Raw genomic sequence first — 16,660 nt, forward strand, 5'->3', positions numbered from 1 at the left:
CTGTCGGATCAGTCCGCGTTACAGCCGGGACCAGAAAAATCATTTGCGCCCCGTGTAACCTTTAGGCTGCCCAGGACGAACCTACATGCGAGGAGAGTGCATGCAGACGGGCGAGGAAGTCTTACGTGGACTGATGATAGACGGGCTTGGCGGCGATGCCGCCGCCCACGCGTCATTGCTGCGCCAGATCGTTCCGCTGCTGCGAGGATTCTATCGGCGACGAGTTCGCGGTGCCGATGACGATGTTGAGGATCTTGTGCAGGAAACCCTGATCGCCGTTCACACACGCCGCGGGACCTATGACCGCGATCGCCCATTCACTGCGTGGATGTTTTCCATTGCGCGTTACAAGATGATCGATCATTTCCGACGGGCCGGCCGGTTGCGTCCCATAGGAGACCTGGAAGAGACGTTGGTCGTCGAAGACTTCGAAGCCGGCCTGATCGCGCGGCTAGATATCGACGACCTGCTTGCAGGCCTTCCCCCCAAGCAGGCGCGCATGATTGTCGCAACCCACATAGATGGCCTGACGACGGCAGAGGCGGCCGCTGCGGGGGGCATCGGTCAATCCGATGTGAAGGTTTCGGTTCATCGCGGGCTCAAGGCCCTGATCGCAAAGGTGCAGAGGACCGAGCGATGAACACCGACGATCTTATTCTCAGACTTGCTCGGGATACGCGCCCGGTACGCAGAGGATCTGTATGGCGGCGGATTGCGATCGGCGTCGCGATCGGCGGCATGGTGGCCGCGTTATTGACGGCGATCGGTATGGGGATGCGCCCCGATCTCGGCGTCGCCATGCAAGGCCCGGCCTTCTGGATAAAGTGGGGTTATACCTTGTCGCTATCCGCAGTCGCGCTGGCTGTGACGGCGCAACTTGCGCGGCCAGATGCCGGCCGCGTGCGCGGTCTGTGGCTGATCGCGGTGCCCGTCATGTTGCTGGCGTGTCTCGGATTTCTCGAACTGGCCCGCACACCGCCGTCGGCTTGGCTGACCATGTGGCTCGGACAGAGCTGGAAAACATGTCCCTGGCGGGTATTATCCCTTTCTGCGCCGATCTTTGCCGGGTTATTGTGGTCATTCCGCAAACTGGCGCCAAGCCGGCTGCGCGCCGCTGGGGCAGCCGCAGGCCTGTCGGCAGGCGCGTTCGCCGCGACGGTCTATTGTCTTCACTGTCCGGAGGTATCGGCAATCTTCGTACTGACATGGTATTCGCTTGGCATCCTGCTCGCGACGCTACTCGGCGCTTTGCTGGGCCCCCGCCTGTTGCGCTGGTAAACTTCTGCCCCGCAACGCACTCACCCGGTCTGGCCCGCAACGCACTCACCCGGTCAGGGTATATGGCTCCCGGCGTTGGATTTGAGTCTGCTGCTATCGGCGCGATGATCGGCGTCAGGTCCGGCATAATCGGATTTCACAGGCGCGGCTGTAACCAGCGCCTCCCGTGGTCCGAATGGTGGATGCCATCACGGCAGACATATTTTCTGGAGAACGTGCCATGCTCATGATCGACTCCCGCTTCGGCGTCGCGACTGCCGCCGCCGCCATTGCAATCACGGCCGCCGCTGCGCCGACTGTGGCCTTCGCCAACGATAGCACGGCCGCCAAAGGCCAGACCGTCCATTGCTACGGCGTCAACAGTTGCAAGGGCACGTCAGACTGCAAGACCGCGAGCAACGAGTGCAAGGGGCTGAACAACTGCAAGGGCCAAGGCTTTAAGGCGATGACCGCCAAGGCCTGTACGAAGGCCGGCGGTAGCCTCACCGAGCCGAAATGATATCCATTGGCCCGGCGTGTCATCGCGCCGGGCCGATCATCCCCGGCAGGGAGCGACCAGATGACACCGACCTTTTCCGGATTTGGCCTTGGCCTGCGCAAGCCCCATTATGGCGACTTTCTCGAACATAGGATTGCTGTCGACTTTCTCGAGGTGATTTCCGAGAACTTCATGGTCGACGGCGGCCGTCCCCGGCAGATTCTTCGCGATATCCGCGCGCGCTACCCGGTGGCGCTGCACGGCGTATCGATGTCACTTGGTTCGGCAGATGGGGTCGATGGCGCGTATCTTGCGCGACTGCGCGCGTTGGTCGATGAGGTCGAGCCCCTTTTCATCTCCGATCATCTAAGCTGGAGCCGGCTGGAGGGCTTCAATGCGCACGACCTGCTGCCATTGCCTTATACGCAGGAAGCACTCGACATCGTCTGCGCCAATATCGACCGCGCGCAGGAGGCGCTCGGCCGCATCATGCTGATCGAGAACCCTTCAACCTATATCGACTTTGCATCCTCCGACATGAGCGAATGGGAATTCATCGACATGATGTGTGCTCGAACGGGCTGCGAGCTGTTGCTCGACGTTAACAACCTGTTCGTCAGCGCCAGCAATCATGGGTTTGATCCCCTCGCTTGTCTGGATGCGGTGCCTCATGCACGCGTGCGCCAGATCCATCTGGCGGGCCACAGCCGAGGCGAAACGTTGCTCGTCGATACGCATGACCGGCAGGTCCCGGCGTCGGTGTGGAGTCTCTATGCCCACGTCTTGCCGCGACTTGGACCGGTGGCGACGATGATCGAGCGCGACGACGCTATTCCGCCGCTGCATGATTTACTGGGCGAACTTGGGACCGCGCGGGAGATCGCGCGTGAGCGGGTCGGTACGACGCCATGAACTTGCTAGCGCTGCAACGCGACTTGCGCGCCTTCCTCCTGGCCGAGGACGAGACTGCCGCTACACGTCTGGGTGCGTCGGCCAGGCCCGGACTGAGCGTCTATTTGAACAATTATCGCGCGCAGCTTGTCACAGTGCTGGAAGGCAGCTTCGCACAGACGCATGCCTGGATTGGAGACCAGGCATTTCTTCGTGCGGCCGCGCAACATATCGACCGGGTGCCGCCCAGCAGTTGGACGCTTGATGCTTACGCGCGTGACTTTCCTGAAACGCTCGCCTGGCTCTATCCGAAGGATGCGGACATAGCGGAGATCGCCCGTATCGAACTCGCGCTTGGGGAATGCTTTGTAGCCTCTGATCATTCAGCGCTGACGGTCGAGCAGCTTCATGACGTGACGTGGGATAGCGCGATTCTGCGCATCGCGCCGACGATCGATTTCGTGCAACTCACGACCAACGCTTTTGCAATCTGGTCAGCCCTGGTCGGAAACGAAACGCCTCCCGCTGCGGAGCCGTTGACCAGTATCGCCCTGGTGTGGCGACAGGATTACCGAAATCGCATCCGTCTCCTGGAGGCTTTTGAATATCAGGCTTTGCTGAAAATCCGGGGCGGTATGGCATTTGGCGATCTGTGCGACGGCGTCGTGGATATACACGGAGCGGCCGAAGGCGCGGCTCGGGCGGGCGAATGGCTCGGCCGCTGGATCGGCGATGGCCTGATCGTCGCGATCGAGGCGGCACCCGGATGACTGCGGCAATGCGGGCATAGGTGACCCGGCGATCGCTCCAGATAGCCCCGTGTGGGCAATATTGTCCGGCACTCCCGCGTACCAAAGCGGCTGCCGAACCGGACCAGCGCAGCGGCGCTGCCAGCCACATGCGATTTTGCCGATCATTGTGTAACCATGTCTCGCGCCGCCGCGTATTAGGGCTGGATACGGGAGCGAACCATGAAGAACTTTGTTTTCAGTGAAGCTGTGGTGATGGCCGGCCTACGGTGGACCATCGTGCTCATTTTCATGCTTTTCGGCCTCGCCAAATTTGCTGAATATGAGGCGGCTGGCGTGGCTAAGATCGCGGCCCATTACCCGCTTTTCGCGTGGATGTATCCGCTCTGGGGCGAAAGTGGAGCGAGCAATGTGATCGGAACCATCGAGTTGTTGACTGGCGCGATGATCGCAGTCGGCGCATTCTCCGCGCGGGCCAGTTTTGTTGGCGGACTGATGGGCATATTCACCTTCTGTGTGACGCTTAGTTTTGCACTTGGAGCGCCAGCTTTTTGGGAAGCCGGCTATGGCGCGCCGTTCCTGGGGTCGACCGGACAGTTTCTCGTCAAGGATGCGGTGCTGCTGGCGGCGTGTTTTGCAATTATGGTTGATGGCCTTCGTCGCCATACGGCACACTGATACGGGGCCCGTCTAGCCAAATGGCGGGGCAAGATGCTTGACCCGATGAACTCGGCGGGTAGACGCCGATGATAAGGGCATTGCCCTCGATCCTCGTCCCTTCGCCCGGCTCGGTTGACGGACCACGAGGGTGTTCTGTCCAAAAACTTCGGAGAGCTGGATGCGCTGACGCAAGGAAGGTGCTCTGCCTAATTCGGCTCAAGGCTTAGGGAGGCATTCAGTCGAAGCGAAACAGATTTGGTTCGGTCGATCAGTCATTCTCACGATCGTACAGCGGCGCTGACACGCATATTTCCCGCCCGCGTCAGAGGCGACGGACCCATGCTCCCATTTGCTGGCAAAAAAAGGGCCGCCTCCGCGTTGGAAGCGGCCCTTCTTCATGATTGAAGCGTCGATTAGAAGCGGAATTTCAGGCTTGCGCGATAGCTCTGATATTCGACGTCGCTGCGCCAGGCGGTCGTGTCGGCCGACAGGCTGATGTCGACATTGCCGGTCGTAACCGTCAGGCCACCGCCAATTTCGGCCCAGTTCCTGTCCTGGCCGCCCAGCGCGAACGGCGCGAGCGGGCCGGTACCGCCGATCAGGTTCGCCTGCAAAAAGGCGGGTTGATCTTGGAACTCATGGACATAATTCGCCGTAAGATAGGGGCGGAAGCCACCGCGATCGGCCTTGGCGGTTGCGCCCAGACGACCCTGGGTGCTCTTGATCGCTTGGCGATGGATGACCAGTGCCGCATCCCCGCCATATTCGGCCAAGTTGCCCGAACTGATATAGGCACCCCGAAGCGCCGCGCGCGGGACGATGCTGAAGCCATCATTGCCCAGCGCCTTGCTGAGGCCGATTTCACCCGACAGCGCCAGTTCCTGATCGCTGCCATACAGGGTGTAGGGCGTGGTGCCGACCGAGAAGGAGCGGCGCGACCGGGTTGCCATGGTGCCCGCGCTGCCGACCGCGTCGAGCTTCAGCCCGCCAAGGTCGAACGCGCCATAGACGGTACCCTGATACAGGCGCGCCCGGCCCCAGTCACTGGCAGCCGTATTGCCCTTGAGTTCGCTGAACGAGCCCGAAAGACCGACGACGCCATTGTCGCCAAACGCTTTTTCGATGCCCAGCGCCACATACCAGCCATCGAACGTGTCGCGGCCCATCGGCATGGTCGACCGCATGGGCTGCGCCTTGCCGTCGATATAGCCGCCCGCCAGGAACGCGCTCATATCGTCGGGCAGAACGCCTTCACGCGTCACGCTTTCGTTTCCGCCCTGATCCATGCCGAGGTCGATATTGTTGAGGCTCGCGGCCGCCAATTGCATCGGCTGACCCGTCATGGTCAGCGTGCCGCCCATTGCGCCGCCGTCCAGCTTGGTCAGCCGGTCACGATAGAAACGCGCCATATTGTCGTTGAGCACTTCGCTCATCGACGTCTTGAGCGTCTCCGTGCGCGGCGCCATCGCCTCCAGGGTCGCCTGAATGCCCTCGACGCTCAGAAGGTCCGCTTCGCCATAGAGGTTGGCATAATTGGCGTAGAGCGACCGGTTCTGGTCGAGCAACTGCGCGAAGCTGGTTTGCGTTACCGACGCGCCATTGACGACATCGGCATAGAGCCCGGCGTCAATGCGCATCGAAACGGCATTGTCGCTATAGCTCAGCACAGGCTTGAGGATCGCGGTCAGCTGCGCAGGCTGCTCGAAGCTGCCTTCGACCCCGCCTTCGGCCGTGACCAAGGTGTAGCTGTCGCCATAGCGCGGGCGGGTGCCGCTGGTCGCGCCAACGACCACGCGGCCGCCGACCGATGCGACGCCATCATCGCCAGCGTCGCTGGCCTTGACTGCCAGCACGTCCGACGCGCCATTGGGACCGATGTCGATGTGCAGCGTGCTGCCCGAGGTCAGGATCGCATTGCCTTCGACCGACAACGTACCGACCGTGCCGACGCCGCCGGGCGCGATCGTGCCCATGACGCTGGTGAGGAAGGGGGCGCGAAGAGTGCCGCTACCCGACAGCAAACCAGACAGCAGGAAATAATCGCCCGTGCTGGTCAGCGACCCGTCGACATTCACGCGGCCTGCCAGATGGGCGACGTCCATCTCGCTGGTCAGCGATCCTTCGCTGGTGATGTCGAGCGCCGACTCCCCGCCGGAAATCGTGAAGCGATCGATCGTCACATCGGTGTCGAGCGTGGTGGTGCCCGCGGCGCTCAGCGTCACGTCATAATAGCGCCCGATGACGCCCTGGGATGCGACCGGATCGATATTATCGGGGACAAAACCGCTCGCGCCGGGCAGCCCGTTGGCCAGCGTAGCGTCGGGCAGGGCGGTCGCCGAAACATCGCCTTCCGCCTGCGGCTGCGCGGTTGAATTCAGCGAAGCATTGGCGGCGGTGGGGCTGCGCTCGGCGATCTCGACCTTGCCCTTGTTGTTCGACACCGTCTTGCCGCCGGCGTTGGCGACCGCCTGCGTTTCGCCCGTCGCCGGTTCGCCATTGACGATCAGCGTGTCGGTGCCGACGTCATAGCAGACATTGTCCGACCCATCGGTGGGCTGGTAGCAGAGCTGACCGAATTTCTGTGCGTCGTCCTGGCCGAACGCACCCGCTCCCGGTGATGTCGGAACGCCATTCACCAGCGAGCCGTTGCTGTCGATGATACGATAATTGGGGTCGAGCGCGGTTACCCAGTGATCGGCATCGCTCCACTTGCCGTCACCCGCCTTGGTCGTGGCATAGCGATAGGGGTTGTTCTGCGCGATCCAGTCCCAGAACAGGTAGAGCGGCTGATAGAAGGAGGTGCCGCCATAAGAGCTTTCGGGCTGCTCGAAGAAATAGCGGCTGCCACCAGAAAGAACGCCCAGGATCGTCTTTTCGCTAAATGCTTGGTCGAGGATCAGCGGACCACCCGAATCGCCGCCCGCGGTATTGCCTTCGTTGGGCAGGGCGTCATCCTTGAACGCGTTGAAGTCAAAGGGGTTCTCCCGATCCGGATCGTCAAAATCGGTCTGGTAGAGATTTTGCGTGTAGCCGCCGGGCGCGCCGAACAGGAAGCTGTCGATGTCATCGAGCGAGCCCAGCATGCCGAGGAAATTTTCGGCCGTCTTGCGGCGGAAATCGATGCCCACGCTGTTGCCGGTGGTGCCGCTGCCGGTGCGGCCATAGCCGGTGACCGTCACATGATAGCCGGTGCCTGTGGTTTCGTTGATGGCCGCAGGCGCGGGCAGGGCGGAAAACAGCATCGTCCAGGTTGGCACATCGGCTGCGGGCGTATCGAGCGTCGCCATCGCCACGTCGCCATAGAGGAAGCTGAGCGCCGGCGGATCAAGCGAATCGGGGTGATAGGCGATGTTGTTGACGTTGTAGACGCTAAGCGCCGTATTGGTGCGATAGCCGTTCGAGATCCAGTCGATCAGGCCCGGGCGTGCGTCGCTCTGAAAAGCGAAGGCCACCGGCACGCCGCCATTGACCGTACTATAATCCGGCGTGCTGAGGTCGTTCACGCAGTGCGCCGCGAAGATCACGGTGCGCGGATTGATCAGCGTGCCCGTGCATACGAAGCCGTCGTCGCGATACATGATGCCGACGCCGTTCACGTCGGTGCCGTCGACAATGTCCTCCGGGCTTAAATTGTCGTTAGGCACGACCGCCTGTGCGGCTGGTGCGATGCTCAAAGCCGCGGCAGCGACGGAGGCAAGGAGGCTGGAACGACCGGCGCGCGCCAGCATTTCCGCCCCATTCTTACGAATGCGCATGATAAACTCCCCATAGACCGAGATCGAGGCTAACCAACGGAATTGGCGAAGACAATTGGCTGCGAAAAGAAAGTTCACGCCTGTCGTAAAATAGTCACTATCCTCTCGATCGACTTGCGATCGCGCCGGCTGCTTTGATCGCCCCTTTGCTTTTTCTGGCATTAAGGACGGTCAGTCTTGGTGAAGTGCGGTTTTCGTTGATCGTTGCAGGTCCGTTCCCTTGCCATGGTCGCGCCTTGCGTATCGCGCACTATCTGCTTAAGCATGAAGGCAAGTTCCGGCCCCATGCGGGGTTGGCGATGCAGAAGAAGCGAGTACGGCATGGTGCAGCAGAGCCGCCCATCGCCGCAGAGTTCCGGCCCGTCCGGCGGTTATGTGGGCAAGCATGCCCGCTCCGGATCGGGCAATGGGAGCAAGGCTGCGGCCATTCCTCCCCCGGCAAAGCAGCGGGGCTTTTCGTCCGCGGGCGCGCGTGACCGGCGATCCTATGCCGCCATTGATCTGGGCACCAATAATTGCCGGCTGTTGATTGCCAAGCCTTCGGCCGACGGGTTCATCGTCGTCGATGCCTTTTCCCGAATCGTCCGGCTGGGCGAGGGGCTGGCGTCGTCGGGTCGGATCAGCGACGCAGCGATCGACCGCGCGATCGCGGCCTTGTCGGTCTGCGCCGACAAGCTGCGCCGCCGCCATGTGACGCTCGCCCGGTCGGTAGCCACCGAAGCCTGTCGGCGCGCTTCCAACGGATCGGAATTCATCCAGCGAGTCTATCGCGAAACCGGCATCGCGCTCGACATCATCAGCGCACAGGAAGAAGCGCGGCTGGCGGTGCTGGGCTGTCACGCACTGCTGGAGCCGGGCGATGGGCCAGCGCTGATCTTCGACATTGGTGGAGGCTCCACCGAACTGGTACTGGTTGATGCGCATGGTGACGGCGCGCCGCACATAGTCGATTGGGTCAGCGCGCCCTGGGGTGTTGTTTCGCTGACCGAAAGCGAGGCGTTCGATCATGATGATCCTGCCGAGCGGCTGGCCGCTTATGGCCGCATGAGCGCCCGCGTGTCTGAAGCCTTCCTGCCGTTGGCGCGCCGTTTGCCGCGCAACGCGCAGGGCATCCGCCTGCTTGGCACATCGGGAACGGTGACGACGCTCGCCAGCCTGCACCTCAATCTGCCGCGTTACGACCGGCAGGTGATCGACGGGCTGATCGTGCCGTGCGATGCGATGCGCGCGATTTCGGATCGGCTTTCCGGCATGGCCCTGGCGGAGCGGCAGCAGCTTCCTTGCATCGGCACCGAGCGCGCCGATCTGGTTGTCGCGGGATGCGCGATATTGGAGTCCATCCTCGACATCTGGCCGGCGGAGCGCTTGGGCGTAGCCGATCGCGGCATCCGCGAAGGCATTTTGCGCGGCCTGATGGATCGCGACGGGAGGGCGATGTGAGAGGCGCGGGCGCAGGCAAGGTTCGCGTTAAGACCGCGAAGGGCCGCACGGCACAGTCGGTGCGCTGGCTCGAACGGCATTTGAACGACCCCTATGTCAAGAAGGCGAAGGCCGAAGGCTGGCGCAGCCGCGCCGCCTTCAAACTCATCGAACTGGATGAGAAATTTCATTTCGTGAAGGGGTCGCGCGCGGTCGTCGACCTGGGCGTGGCGCCAGGCGGCTGGGCGCAGGTGGTGCGCAAGATGGCGCCCAAGGCAGCGGTGGTGGGCATCGACCTGTTGCCGACGGACCCTATTCCCGGCGTGACGCTGTTCGAAATGGACTTCATGGATGACAAGGCGCCCGACCTGCTGCGCGAGGCGCTGGGGCAGGAGCCGGATCTTGTGATCTCGGACATGGCCGCGAACACCGTCGGCCATGCCCCGACCGATCATCTGCGCACCATGGGCCTGGTCGAGGCTGCGGCGCAATTTGCGGTCGAAAATCTGCGCAAGGGCGGCACCTTCGTCGCCAAGGTGTTCGCCGGTGGCACGGATGCGCAATTGCTGGCGGTGCTGAAAAAGCATTTCACCACGATCAAACATGCCAAGCCCCCGGCCAGCCGCAAGGGCAGCGTGGAATGGTATGTCGTGGCGCAGGGGTTCAAGGGGCGGACGGACGAAGCGGCCTGAACGGCCATCTAGGGGGATCATTGGTCGCAACGGTTTCGACGGTCGCCTATCTGGGGCTGGAGGCGCGCGCTGTGGAAGTGCAGTGCCAACTGGTTCCGGGCCTGCCCAATTTCATCCTCGTCGGGCTGCCTGACAAGGCCGTCGCTGAAAGTCGCGAGCGGGTGCGCAACGCCATCGCCGCGATCGGCCTGTCGCTGCCGCCAAAACGGATCACCGTGAACCTGTCGCCCGCCGACCTGCCCAAGGAAGGGTCGCATTTCGACCTGCCGATCGCGCTCGCCCTGCTGGGAGCGATGGGCGTGATCGACGCCGAAACCCTTTCGGGCTATGTCGTTGTTGGCGAACTGGGCCTGGACGGGCGCACCGCGCCGTCGCCGGGCGTGTTGCTCGCCGCGCTCCATGCGGGAAGCCAGGAAATGGGGCTGGTCTGTCCGGCGGCGCAGGGGGCGGAGGCCGCCTGGGCTGGACAGGTGGAAGTGGTTGCCGCACCGGATCTGCTTAGCCTTCTCAACCATTTCAAGGGCACGGCCGCGCTGTCGCCGCCGCAGCCCGGCATCGTGGAATCACCGCCGCGCACCGCCGACCTCAAGCAGGTGAAGGGCCAGGAAGTCGCCAAGCGCGCGCTGGAGATCGCGGCGGCCGGAGGCCATAATCTACTGATGGTCGGGCCGCCGGGCGCGGGCAAATCCCTGATGGCAAGCTGCCTGCCGGGCATCCTGCCTGACATGACCCCGTCCGAAGCGCTGGAAAGCTCCATGGTCGCAAGCGTCGCCGGAACGCTGGAAGGTGGACGCATCAGCCGGGCGCGGCCGTTCCGCAATCCACATCACAGCGCATCCATGGCCGCGCTGGTCGGTGGCGGGCTGAAAGCGCGGCCGGGCGAGGTCAGCATGGCGCATCTGGGCGTATTATTCCTCGACGAACTGCCGGAATTTCAGCGCACCGTGCTCGATTCGCTGCGCCAGCCGCTGGAAACGGGTGAGGTCACGGTGGCGCGGGCCAATGCGCATGTGACTTTCCCGGCCAGAGTACAGTTGATTGCTGCGATGAACCCGTGTCGGTGCGGTCATCTGGGCGATCCGGCGCTCGCCTGCTCCCGCGCCCCGCGTTGCGCCGCGGATTACCAAGCCAAGGTGTCCGGGCCGCTGCTTGACCGCATCGACCTGCATGTCGAGGTGCAGGCCGTGACCGCCGCCGATCTGGTGCTGCCGCCGCCGGCCGAAGGATCGGCCGAGGTCGCCGCGCGCGTGGCGGCAGCGCGGGCGGTGCAGACGGCCCGCTATGCCGGCACATCGACACGGACCAATGCCGAAGTGGATGGCGAGCGGCTGGAAGAGGTTGCCGGGCCGGACGAGGCGGGGCGGCAGTTGCTGGCGCAGGCCGCCGCCGCGATGAAGCTGTCCGCACGAGGATATACGCGCGTGCTGCGTGTCGCGCGGACGATCGCCGACCTTGCCGGCGCAGACTCTGTTGGCCGCGTCCATGTTGCCGAGGCCTTAAGCTACCGCCGGCGAGCGCCAGTCAATTAACCTGATGGATGCCGAGCACGCTGGGCGACGTTTATTCGGCCGCTTCGTTTGCCAGCAGCTTGATCTCGGCGGACGCTTCACTGGCCTTGGGGCTGAACCGGCCTTCTATCCTGCTGCCCGGCTCGATCGTGATGCGTTCGTAGACGACGTCGCCTGTGATCCTGGCGCTGCTTTCCACCACCAGCTCGCCAGCCGCAATCGACCCGTCGACCAGGCCCGCAAGCCGCGCGCTTTGCGCCGTCACATGGCCGATGATCCGGCTGTCAGGTCCCTGGACCAGCGCAGCGCACCGGATATCGCCTTCCACAACGCCATCGACATGCAAATCGACGCTGGCTGACAGGTCGCCGGTGATCGTCACGTCCCCGCCGATCAGCGAGAAGGGAATGGACTTACCCCCGGTTGCCGACGTCGGCAAAGCGGGCCTTGGCGATTTGCTGGACTTGGAGAACATCTTTGCGGGCCTCCAGAAAGCGGCGGGGATTGATGGCCTGGCCATTGAGCCGGACCTCGAAATGCAGATGCGGCCCTGTCGAGCGGCCGGTCGAACCCATGCGGCCGATCGTCTCACCCCGCGCGACCTTGTCGCCGATATGGGCGGCAAAGCCCGACAGATGCGCGTAGCGGGTCATGATGCCATTGCCATGCGTCACTTCCACGACATTGCCATAGCCGCTGCGCTGGCCAACGAAGCTGACCTTGCCATCGGCAGCGGCATTGATCGGCTGGCCGCGATGGCCGGGGAAATCCAGACCCGCGTGAAAGGCGGCGTGGCCGTTGAACGGGTCGCGGCGATAGCCATAGGAACTCGACAACATCGGTGTGCTGGTCGGCTGGCCTGAAGGAATGGACAGGAGACTGCGTTCCAGAAACTCCATCCGCGCCATCGCATCGGCCAGTTCTTCCAGTTCCCCGGTCAACGCCTTTTCATCGCCGTTCCAGGGAACGAACGGGCCGCCCTGCGCACGCGCTGCGTTGCGCGCCAATTTGTCAGGGTCCAGCCCGAAGCTGCGGATCGCGGCCGCGGCGCGCTCGGCGCGGCGTTCCACGGCGCCCGTCAGCAGCAGGGCGAAGCGCCGCTGCCGATCCTGAAGGCGCATCAAGGGCGCGGCTTCGGGCGCGATGCTGATCTTGGTCTGCCGCGCGGCCTTTTCATCCTGCCCGTCCGTACCCAGCAGATTCTCGCCAGCCTTGTCGTCATCGCCGCCAAAATGCGCGCGATAGAGTTCGTCCATGAAATCCTGGCGCGCTTCCAGGTCTTGCGCCAGTTGGTCGACAGACTTGCGGTAGTCGGCGACCTTGCCGGCGGCCTTGGCGACAGACTGGCCCTTCGCCGCCAGCGCGGCGCGCTCCTGCTTCAACGCCATGCCATCGATCGCCATGGCGGCGGTGACACCGCCCCAGCCAAGCAACAGTGCAGCCGTGCCGCCCAGCGTCCAAAGCTGGGCGCGGCGACTGATACGGAGGAATTTGACGTGGCCGCCCGAACGCAGGAAAATTTCCCGCTCCGGGCAAAGCGCATTCCACCATGCGCGGAGGGCGACGACCCTCTGGCTATTCAACTGCAACAATGACGACCCCGTGCTCTTTTCGACTCGGGCCGGTAGCAAAGCATGGCGCCGGGCGCGAATCCTCGGCTCCGGACTCGTGACGAGTCGAAGGGGTGGCGCGATGAAATGAAATGGAGCGGCTTTTGTTCCTTGCGGAAAAAATAAATGTCAGGCCTGCCGAGAAATCCCTTCCGGGCTCATCAACACTTGTTCCACCCCGTCTGCCGGCATGGCCGCCCCGAACAGATAGCCTTGTCCATAGTGGCAGCCACCGGCGCGCAGATAGGCCAGTTGCTGCGCATTCTCCACACCTTCCGCCACCGTGCGGATGCCTAGACTGTGGGCCAGGTTGAGCACCGCGCGCACGATGGCGGCGTCGTCGGGATCGGTTTCCATGTCGCGGACGAAGCGCTGGTCGATCTTGATGATGTCGATCGGGAACTGCTTGAGATGTGACAGCGAAGCATAGCCAGTACCAAAATCGTCGAGCGCGATACTGATTCCCGCGTCGCTCAGCCGCTGAAGAATATGACACACCCGATCCGCATCGCGGCCTAGGAATACCGACTCGGTCACTTCCAGTTCGATCATCGCGGTCGGTATTCGTGCCGTGCGCATCCGGCCGAGCAGCCGATCGGCGAACGCTTCATCTTGCAGGTCAACGCCCGACACATTGAGCGCCACATGACCGACGGCCAACCCTTTGCTGCGCCAACGGGCGCAATCGTCGATGACCCGCTCGACCATTCTTTCGGTCAGCGCCGGGCCGAGCTCGGGATGCTCGAACGCCCGCGCAATATCGCCCGGCATGATGATCGACCCGTCGGCAACCGGGCATCGGAACAGCGCCTCGAACCCGATGATGCCGCCATCCTGCAAAGATATTTTCGGTTGATACCAGGGGCAGGGCTGTTCATGCGACAGAATATGGCGCGCGCGATCTAGCATGGCGGTTTCCCGCTCCCAACTGTCGAGCAGGTGCGGTTGGAACAGGATGGCGCGGCCGCGGCCATTATTCTTTGCGTGATAAAGCGCAATGTCCGCATGTTTGAACAGCGCCACGTCATCGGCACCATGATCGGGATAGAGCGCAACGCCAATGCTGGCGCGACATTCCAGCGGCCGGCCCGCATGGCTGAAGGGTGCGTGAAGCTGATCGGTGATCCGCATGAGGATCGGCTGGAGCGCCTCGGCATCGGGCAGACGCGTCAGCAGCACGGCGAATTCGTCGCCCCCCATGCGCGCTATAAGGTCACCGGGGCGCAGAGCGCCGCGCAGTCGCTCCGCAACCGTCTGCAAAAGGGCATCGCCCGCGTCGTGCCCGGCCGTGTCGTTGATGCGCTTGAACTCATCCAAGTCCAGCAGAAGGATGGCGACAAGCCCGCGATCGCCCGAAGATGCGGTTGCTTGCGTAACCGCAGCGACGAAATGCGCCCGATTGGCTAATCCGGTCAGCGGATCGCTCATGGCAAGGCGCTGGAGGCGTAATTCTGTTTCCTTGCGGTCGGTGATGTCCACGACGCAGGTCATGTAGGCCGCGTCGCCATCGACCATGATGGCGCGTGACGACAACATGGCGTCTCGCGTCTGCCCGTCCGCGCGGCGCAACCGGCATTCGAATTGATCGACGGCCTCGCCGCGTTCAAGCCTCTGGACCAGCAGGCCGCGCGATCGACGATCGACATAGCTGTGCTCGACATTGTCGAGGTCGATCTCCAGCCCGGCTGCGTAGCCGTCGCTTGCTGCGCGGTTCATGCGCAGCAAGGTGCCATCGCGCCGTGTGACAAGCAGCGGCAGGGGTACTGCCATGAACAGATGCTCCAGCGTATCGCGGCTTGCGGCCAGGGCGGCCTGCGCTGATCGGGCTGTTTGCCCGGCATCCCATTCCTTGCGCTGCAACCGGTTATTCCGCGCGATCGCGATCCACATGCCGCAATGCAGGATCAGCATCGCCATGATCATGCCTGGCATCGTTGACGATAGCGGGTCGGGGGCAAGATAACCGGTCAAAAGCGCGATTTCGCATACCAGCCCCCCGCCAACATTGCCGCGAAAGCTGGTCGGCACCACGAGATAGAAGACGAGCGGCAACAGGACCATGACGAAAATGGCAATGTCACTGCGGGAGCTGACCAGAAAGCCTACTGCGATGGCGACCACGCCCTGCCATGCCCAGCAGATGCGCTCCAAGGCCCGAAAGCTTGTCATATGTCGACATAGGTAAAGGCAAGCGATGGACCAGATCACGATCGCCACGCGAGCGGGCACGGCCACCCAGAAATGGTCGGTTCCCGCAAAGCGCCAATCGCTCAGCAGAAACAGGCTGTTGAGCGCCGCAGACAGGGCGAACAGGACATACGCATGATGTCTGGATTCGGGCAGTCGCTCAGCCTGGAACGCGGCTTCGCGATCGGGGGAGCGAAACTCGCCGGTAAAAGAGGCAATATCGGGCACGGCTGATCCAATCGCGGCGCGTCGGCGCGTTACCCTGGAATTAACTTGATCGAAGTTATCAAAAGCCTAATTCTGCTGCCGAACTGCCGTCTTTTTGGAGGGAGGGCGCACGCTTGACCCTGCGCGCGGACGCAGCTATAGCGCCGCCTGCCCAGCGGCCTTGCCGTGCGAAGACTCGTCTCCTCGCGTCATATCGGCTGAGCGACATTAGAGCTGAACATTGCCGGGTGCTCTTGCGGCTCCAGGGGGCTTATGCCCGCCGGGGCCTTTGCTGTTTGGCGGAATCCTCCGTCATCGGCACAGGACGCGGGAATGCCGGTAAAGTAACTGAAAAAGGTGAAGGGCTTCATGCCAACGATCAACCAGCTGGTCCGCAAGGGCCGCGAACTGCAGAAGGCCAAGTCGAAGGTCCCTGCAATGGAGGCGAACCCGCAGAAGCGCGGCGTTTGCACTCGCGTCTATACGACGACCCCGAAGAAGCCCAACTCGGCGCTTCGCAAGGTGGCGAAGGTGCGTCTGGTCAACCAGCGCGAGGTCATCACCTATATTCCGGGTGAAGGTCATAACCTTCAGGAGCACTCGGTCGTGCTGATCCGTGGCGGCCGCGTACGCGACCTTCCCGGTGTGCGTTACCATGTGCTGCGCGGCGTTCTGGATACCCAGGGCGTCAAGGACCGCAAGCAGAGCCGTTCAAAGTACGGCGCGAAGCGTCCGAAGTAAGAAGGGGAGACCAGGAATATGTCACGTCGTCGTCGCCCCGAAAAGCGCGTTATCCTGCCGGATCCCAAGTTCGGTGATATCGTGCTGTCGAAGTTCATGAACAGCATCATGCAGGACGGCAAGAAAGCCGTTGCCGAATCGATCGTCTATGGCGCTCTCGAAACTGTCGAGACCCGCGCCAAGAAGGACCCGATCGGCATGTTCCACGATGCTCTGAACAACATCAAGCCCGGTATCGAGGTCCGCAGCCGCCGCGTTGGTGGTGCGACCTATCAGGTCCCCGTCGAAGTGCGTCCCGAACGCGCCCAGGCGCTGGCCATCCGCTGGCTGATCACCGCCGCGCGCAACCGCAGCGAAACCACGATGGCCGCGCGCCTGTCGGGTGAATTGCTGGACGCCGCCAACAATCGCGGCAATGCCGTGAAGAAGCGCGAAGATACGCACCGCATGGCGGAAGCGAACCGCGCCTTCTCGCACTACCGCTG

15 protein-coding genes are annotated in these 16,660 nt (G+C 62.9%); 11 read left to right on the top strand and 4 right to left on the bottom strand.

All coding sequences use genetic code 11. The features are described from left to right. The first annotated feature begins 100 nt into the window (after positions 1 to 100). The 6 genes from SKA58_RS01735 (at position 101) to SKA58_RS01760 (ending at position 4,074) form a co-directional block, all read left to right on the top strand. Positions 101 to 640: a sigma-70 family RNA polymerase sigma factor gene (locus SKA58_RS01735; protein ID WP_009820615.1), complete on the top strand. Its 540-nt coding sequence runs from the start codon at positions 101 to 103 to the stop codon at positions 638 to 640. Beyond that, entirely contained in the window at positions 637 to 1,278 is a 642-nt protein-coding gene (locus SKA58_RS01740; RefSeq protein WP_009820616.1) for a DUF1109 domain-containing protein, read from the top strand. Before SKA58_RS01735 ends, SKA58_RS01740 begins: the two co-directional genes overlap by 4 nt. 220 nt (positions 1,279 to 1,498) lie before the next feature. Continuing rightward, positions 1,499 to 1,777, top strand: coding sequence for a BufA2 family periplasmic bufferin-type metallophore (gene bufA2, locus SKA58_RS01745; RefSeq protein WP_037542008.1), 279 nt, complete (start codon positions 1,499 to 1,501; stop codon positions 1,775 to 1,777). 60 nt (positions 1,778 to 1,837) lie between these two features. Beyond that, positions 1,838 to 2,668, top strand: a complete 831-nt coding sequence (gene bufB, locus SKA58_RS01750) for an MNIO family bufferin maturase (RefSeq protein ID WP_009820618.1) — start codon at positions 1,838 to 1,840, stop codon at positions 2,666 to 2,668. Further along, the gene (locus SKA58_RS01755) at positions 2,665 to 3,417 is read left to right on the top strand and encodes an HvfC/BufC N-terminal domain-containing protein (protein WP_009820619.1); all 753 of its coding nucleotides are present in this window, start codon (positions 2,665 to 2,667) and stop codon (positions 3,415 to 3,417) included. The genes bufB and SKA58_RS01755 overlap by 4 nt, the downstream gene beginning before the upstream one ends. A gap of 201 nt (positions 3,418 to 3,618) precedes the next feature. Continuing rightward, positions 3,619 to 4,074, top strand: coding sequence for a DUF417 family protein (locus SKA58_RS01760; RefSeq protein ID WP_037542009.1), 456 nt, complete (start codon positions 3,619 to 3,621; stop codon positions 4,072 to 4,074). Positions 4,075 to 4,469: 395 nt separating this feature from the next. On the opposite strand, the gene SKA58_RS01765 is transcribed toward SKA58_RS01760, so the two are convergent. Next, complete coding sequence (locus SKA58_RS01765; RefSeq protein ID WP_009820621.1) at positions 4,470 to 7,811, bottom strand: autotransporter domain-containing protein; 3,342 nt, start codon at positions 7,809 to 7,811, stop codon at positions 4,470 to 4,472. Positions 7,812 to 8,132: 321 nt separating this feature from the next. Between SKA58_RS01765 and SKA58_RS01770 the strand changes: the two genes are divergently transcribed. Genes SKA58_RS01770 through SKA58_RS01780 form a run of 3 tightly spaced genes read left to right on the top strand, consistent with a single transcriptional unit; the run spans position 8,133 to position 11,451 of the window. Next, positions 8,133 to 9,251: a Ppx/GppA phosphatase family protein gene (locus SKA58_RS01770; protein ID WP_009820622.1), complete on the top strand. Its 1,119-nt coding sequence runs from the start codon at positions 8,133 to 8,135 to the stop codon at positions 9,249 to 9,251. Beyond that, the gene (locus SKA58_RS01775; protein WP_009820623.1) at positions 9,248 to 9,922 is read left to right on the top strand and encodes an RlmE family RNA methyltransferase; all 675 of its coding nucleotides are present in this window, start codon (positions 9,248 to 9,250) and stop codon (positions 9,920 to 9,922) included. The genes SKA58_RS01770 and SKA58_RS01775 overlap by 4 nt, the downstream gene beginning before the upstream one ends. Before the next feature lie 20 nt (positions 9,923 to 9,942). Continuing rightward, positions 9,943 to 11,451 (top strand): YifB family Mg chelatase-like AAA ATPase, encoded by a 1,509-nt coding sequence (locus SKA58_RS01780; protein ID WP_009820624.1) that lies wholly within the window; start codon positions 9,943 to 9,945, stop codon positions 11,449 to 11,451. A 31-nt stretch (positions 11,452 to 11,482) separates the two neighbouring features. Here SKA58_RS01780 and SKA58_RS01785 read toward each other — a convergent pair whose 3' ends face one another. From SKA58_RS01785 to SKA58_RS01795, 3 genes are all read right to left on the bottom strand, one after another. Further along, a complete protein-coding gene (locus SKA58_RS01785; protein ID WP_037542010.1) occupies positions 11,483 to 11,905 on the bottom strand; it encodes a bactofilin family protein in 423 nt (140 codons plus the stop codon). Beyond that, positions 11,844 to 13,022, bottom strand: a complete 1,179-nt coding sequence (locus tag SKA58_RS01790) for a M23 family metallopeptidase (RefSeq protein WP_009820626.1) — start codon at positions 13,020 to 13,022, stop codon at positions 11,844 to 11,846. Before SKA58_RS01790 ends, SKA58_RS01785 begins: the two co-directional genes overlap by 62 nt. Positions 13,023 to 13,169: 147 nt before the next feature. Beyond that, positions 13,170 to 15,455 carry a putative bifunctional diguanylate cyclase/phosphodiesterase gene (locus SKA58_RS01795; RefSeq protein WP_009820627.1) on the bottom strand — a complete coding sequence of 762 codons (2,286 nt, stop codon included), beginning with the start codon at positions 15,453 to 15,455 and terminating at the stop codon, positions 13,170 to 13,172. Positions 15,456 to 15,803: 348 nt separating this feature from the next. Between SKA58_RS01795 and rpsL the strand changes: the two genes are divergently transcribed. Next, a complete protein-coding gene (gene rpsL, locus SKA58_RS01800; protein WP_009820628.1) occupies positions 15,804 to 16,175 on the top strand; it encodes a 30S ribosomal protein S12 in 372 nt (123 codons plus the stop codon). A gap of 18 nt (positions 16,176 to 16,193) precedes the next feature. Continuing rightward, positions 16,194 to 16,660, top strand: a 467-nt coding sequence (gene rpsG / locus SKA58_RS01805) for a 30S ribosomal protein S7 (RefSeq protein ID WP_009820629.1), incomplete at its 3' end; no start/stop codon positions are given.

Origin of the sequence: Sphingomonas sp. SKA58, assembly GCF_000153545.1 — a bacterium.
Classification (GTDB): domain Bacteria; phylum Pseudomonadota; class Alphaproteobacteria; order Sphingomonadales; family Sphingomonadaceae; genus Sphingobium; species Sphingobium soli.

Excerpts from the sequence above, each read along its gene's own strand:
- SKA58_RS01760 (WP_037542009.1), top strand. The coding sequence starts at position 3,619 with ATGAAGAACTTTGTTTTCAGTGAAGCTGTGGTGATGGCCGGCCTACGG.
- SKA58_RS01755 (WP_009820619.1), top strand. The coding sequence starts at position 2,665 with ATGAACTTGCTAGCGCTGCAACGCGACTTGCGCGCCTTCCTCCTGGCC.
- SKA58_RS01785 (WP_037542010.1), bottom strand. The coding sequence starts at position 11,905 with ATGTTCTCCAAGTCCAGCAAATCGCCAAGGCCCGCTTTGCCGACGTCG.
- SKA58_RS01765 (WP_009820621.1), bottom strand. The coding sequence starts at position 7,811 with ATGCGCATTCGTAAGAATGGGGCGGAAATGCTGGCGCGCGCCGGTCGT.
- rpsL (WP_009820628.1), top strand. The coding sequence starts at position 15,804 with ATGCCAACGATCAACCAGCTGGTCCGCAAGGGCCGCGAACTGCAGAAG.
- SKA58_RS01735 (WP_009820615.1), top strand. The coding sequence starts at position 101 with ATGCAGACGGGCGAGGAAGTCTTACGTGGACTGATGATAGACGGGCTT.
- SKA58_RS01770 (WP_009820622.1), top strand. The coding sequence starts at position 8,133 with ATGGTGCAGCAGAGCCGCCCATCGCCGCAGAGTTCCGGCCCGTCCGGC.
- SKA58_RS01740 (WP_009820616.1), top strand. The coding sequence starts at position 637 with ATGAACACCGACGATCTTATTCTCAGACTTGCTCGGGATACGCGCCCG.
- bufB (WP_009820618.1), top strand. The coding sequence starts at position 1,838 with ATGACACCGACCTTTTCCGGATTTGGCCTTGGCCTGCGCAAGCCCCAT.
- bufA2 (WP_037542008.1), top strand. The coding sequence starts at position 1,499 with ATGCTCATGATCGACTCCCGCTTCGGCGTCGCGACTGCCGCCGCCGCC.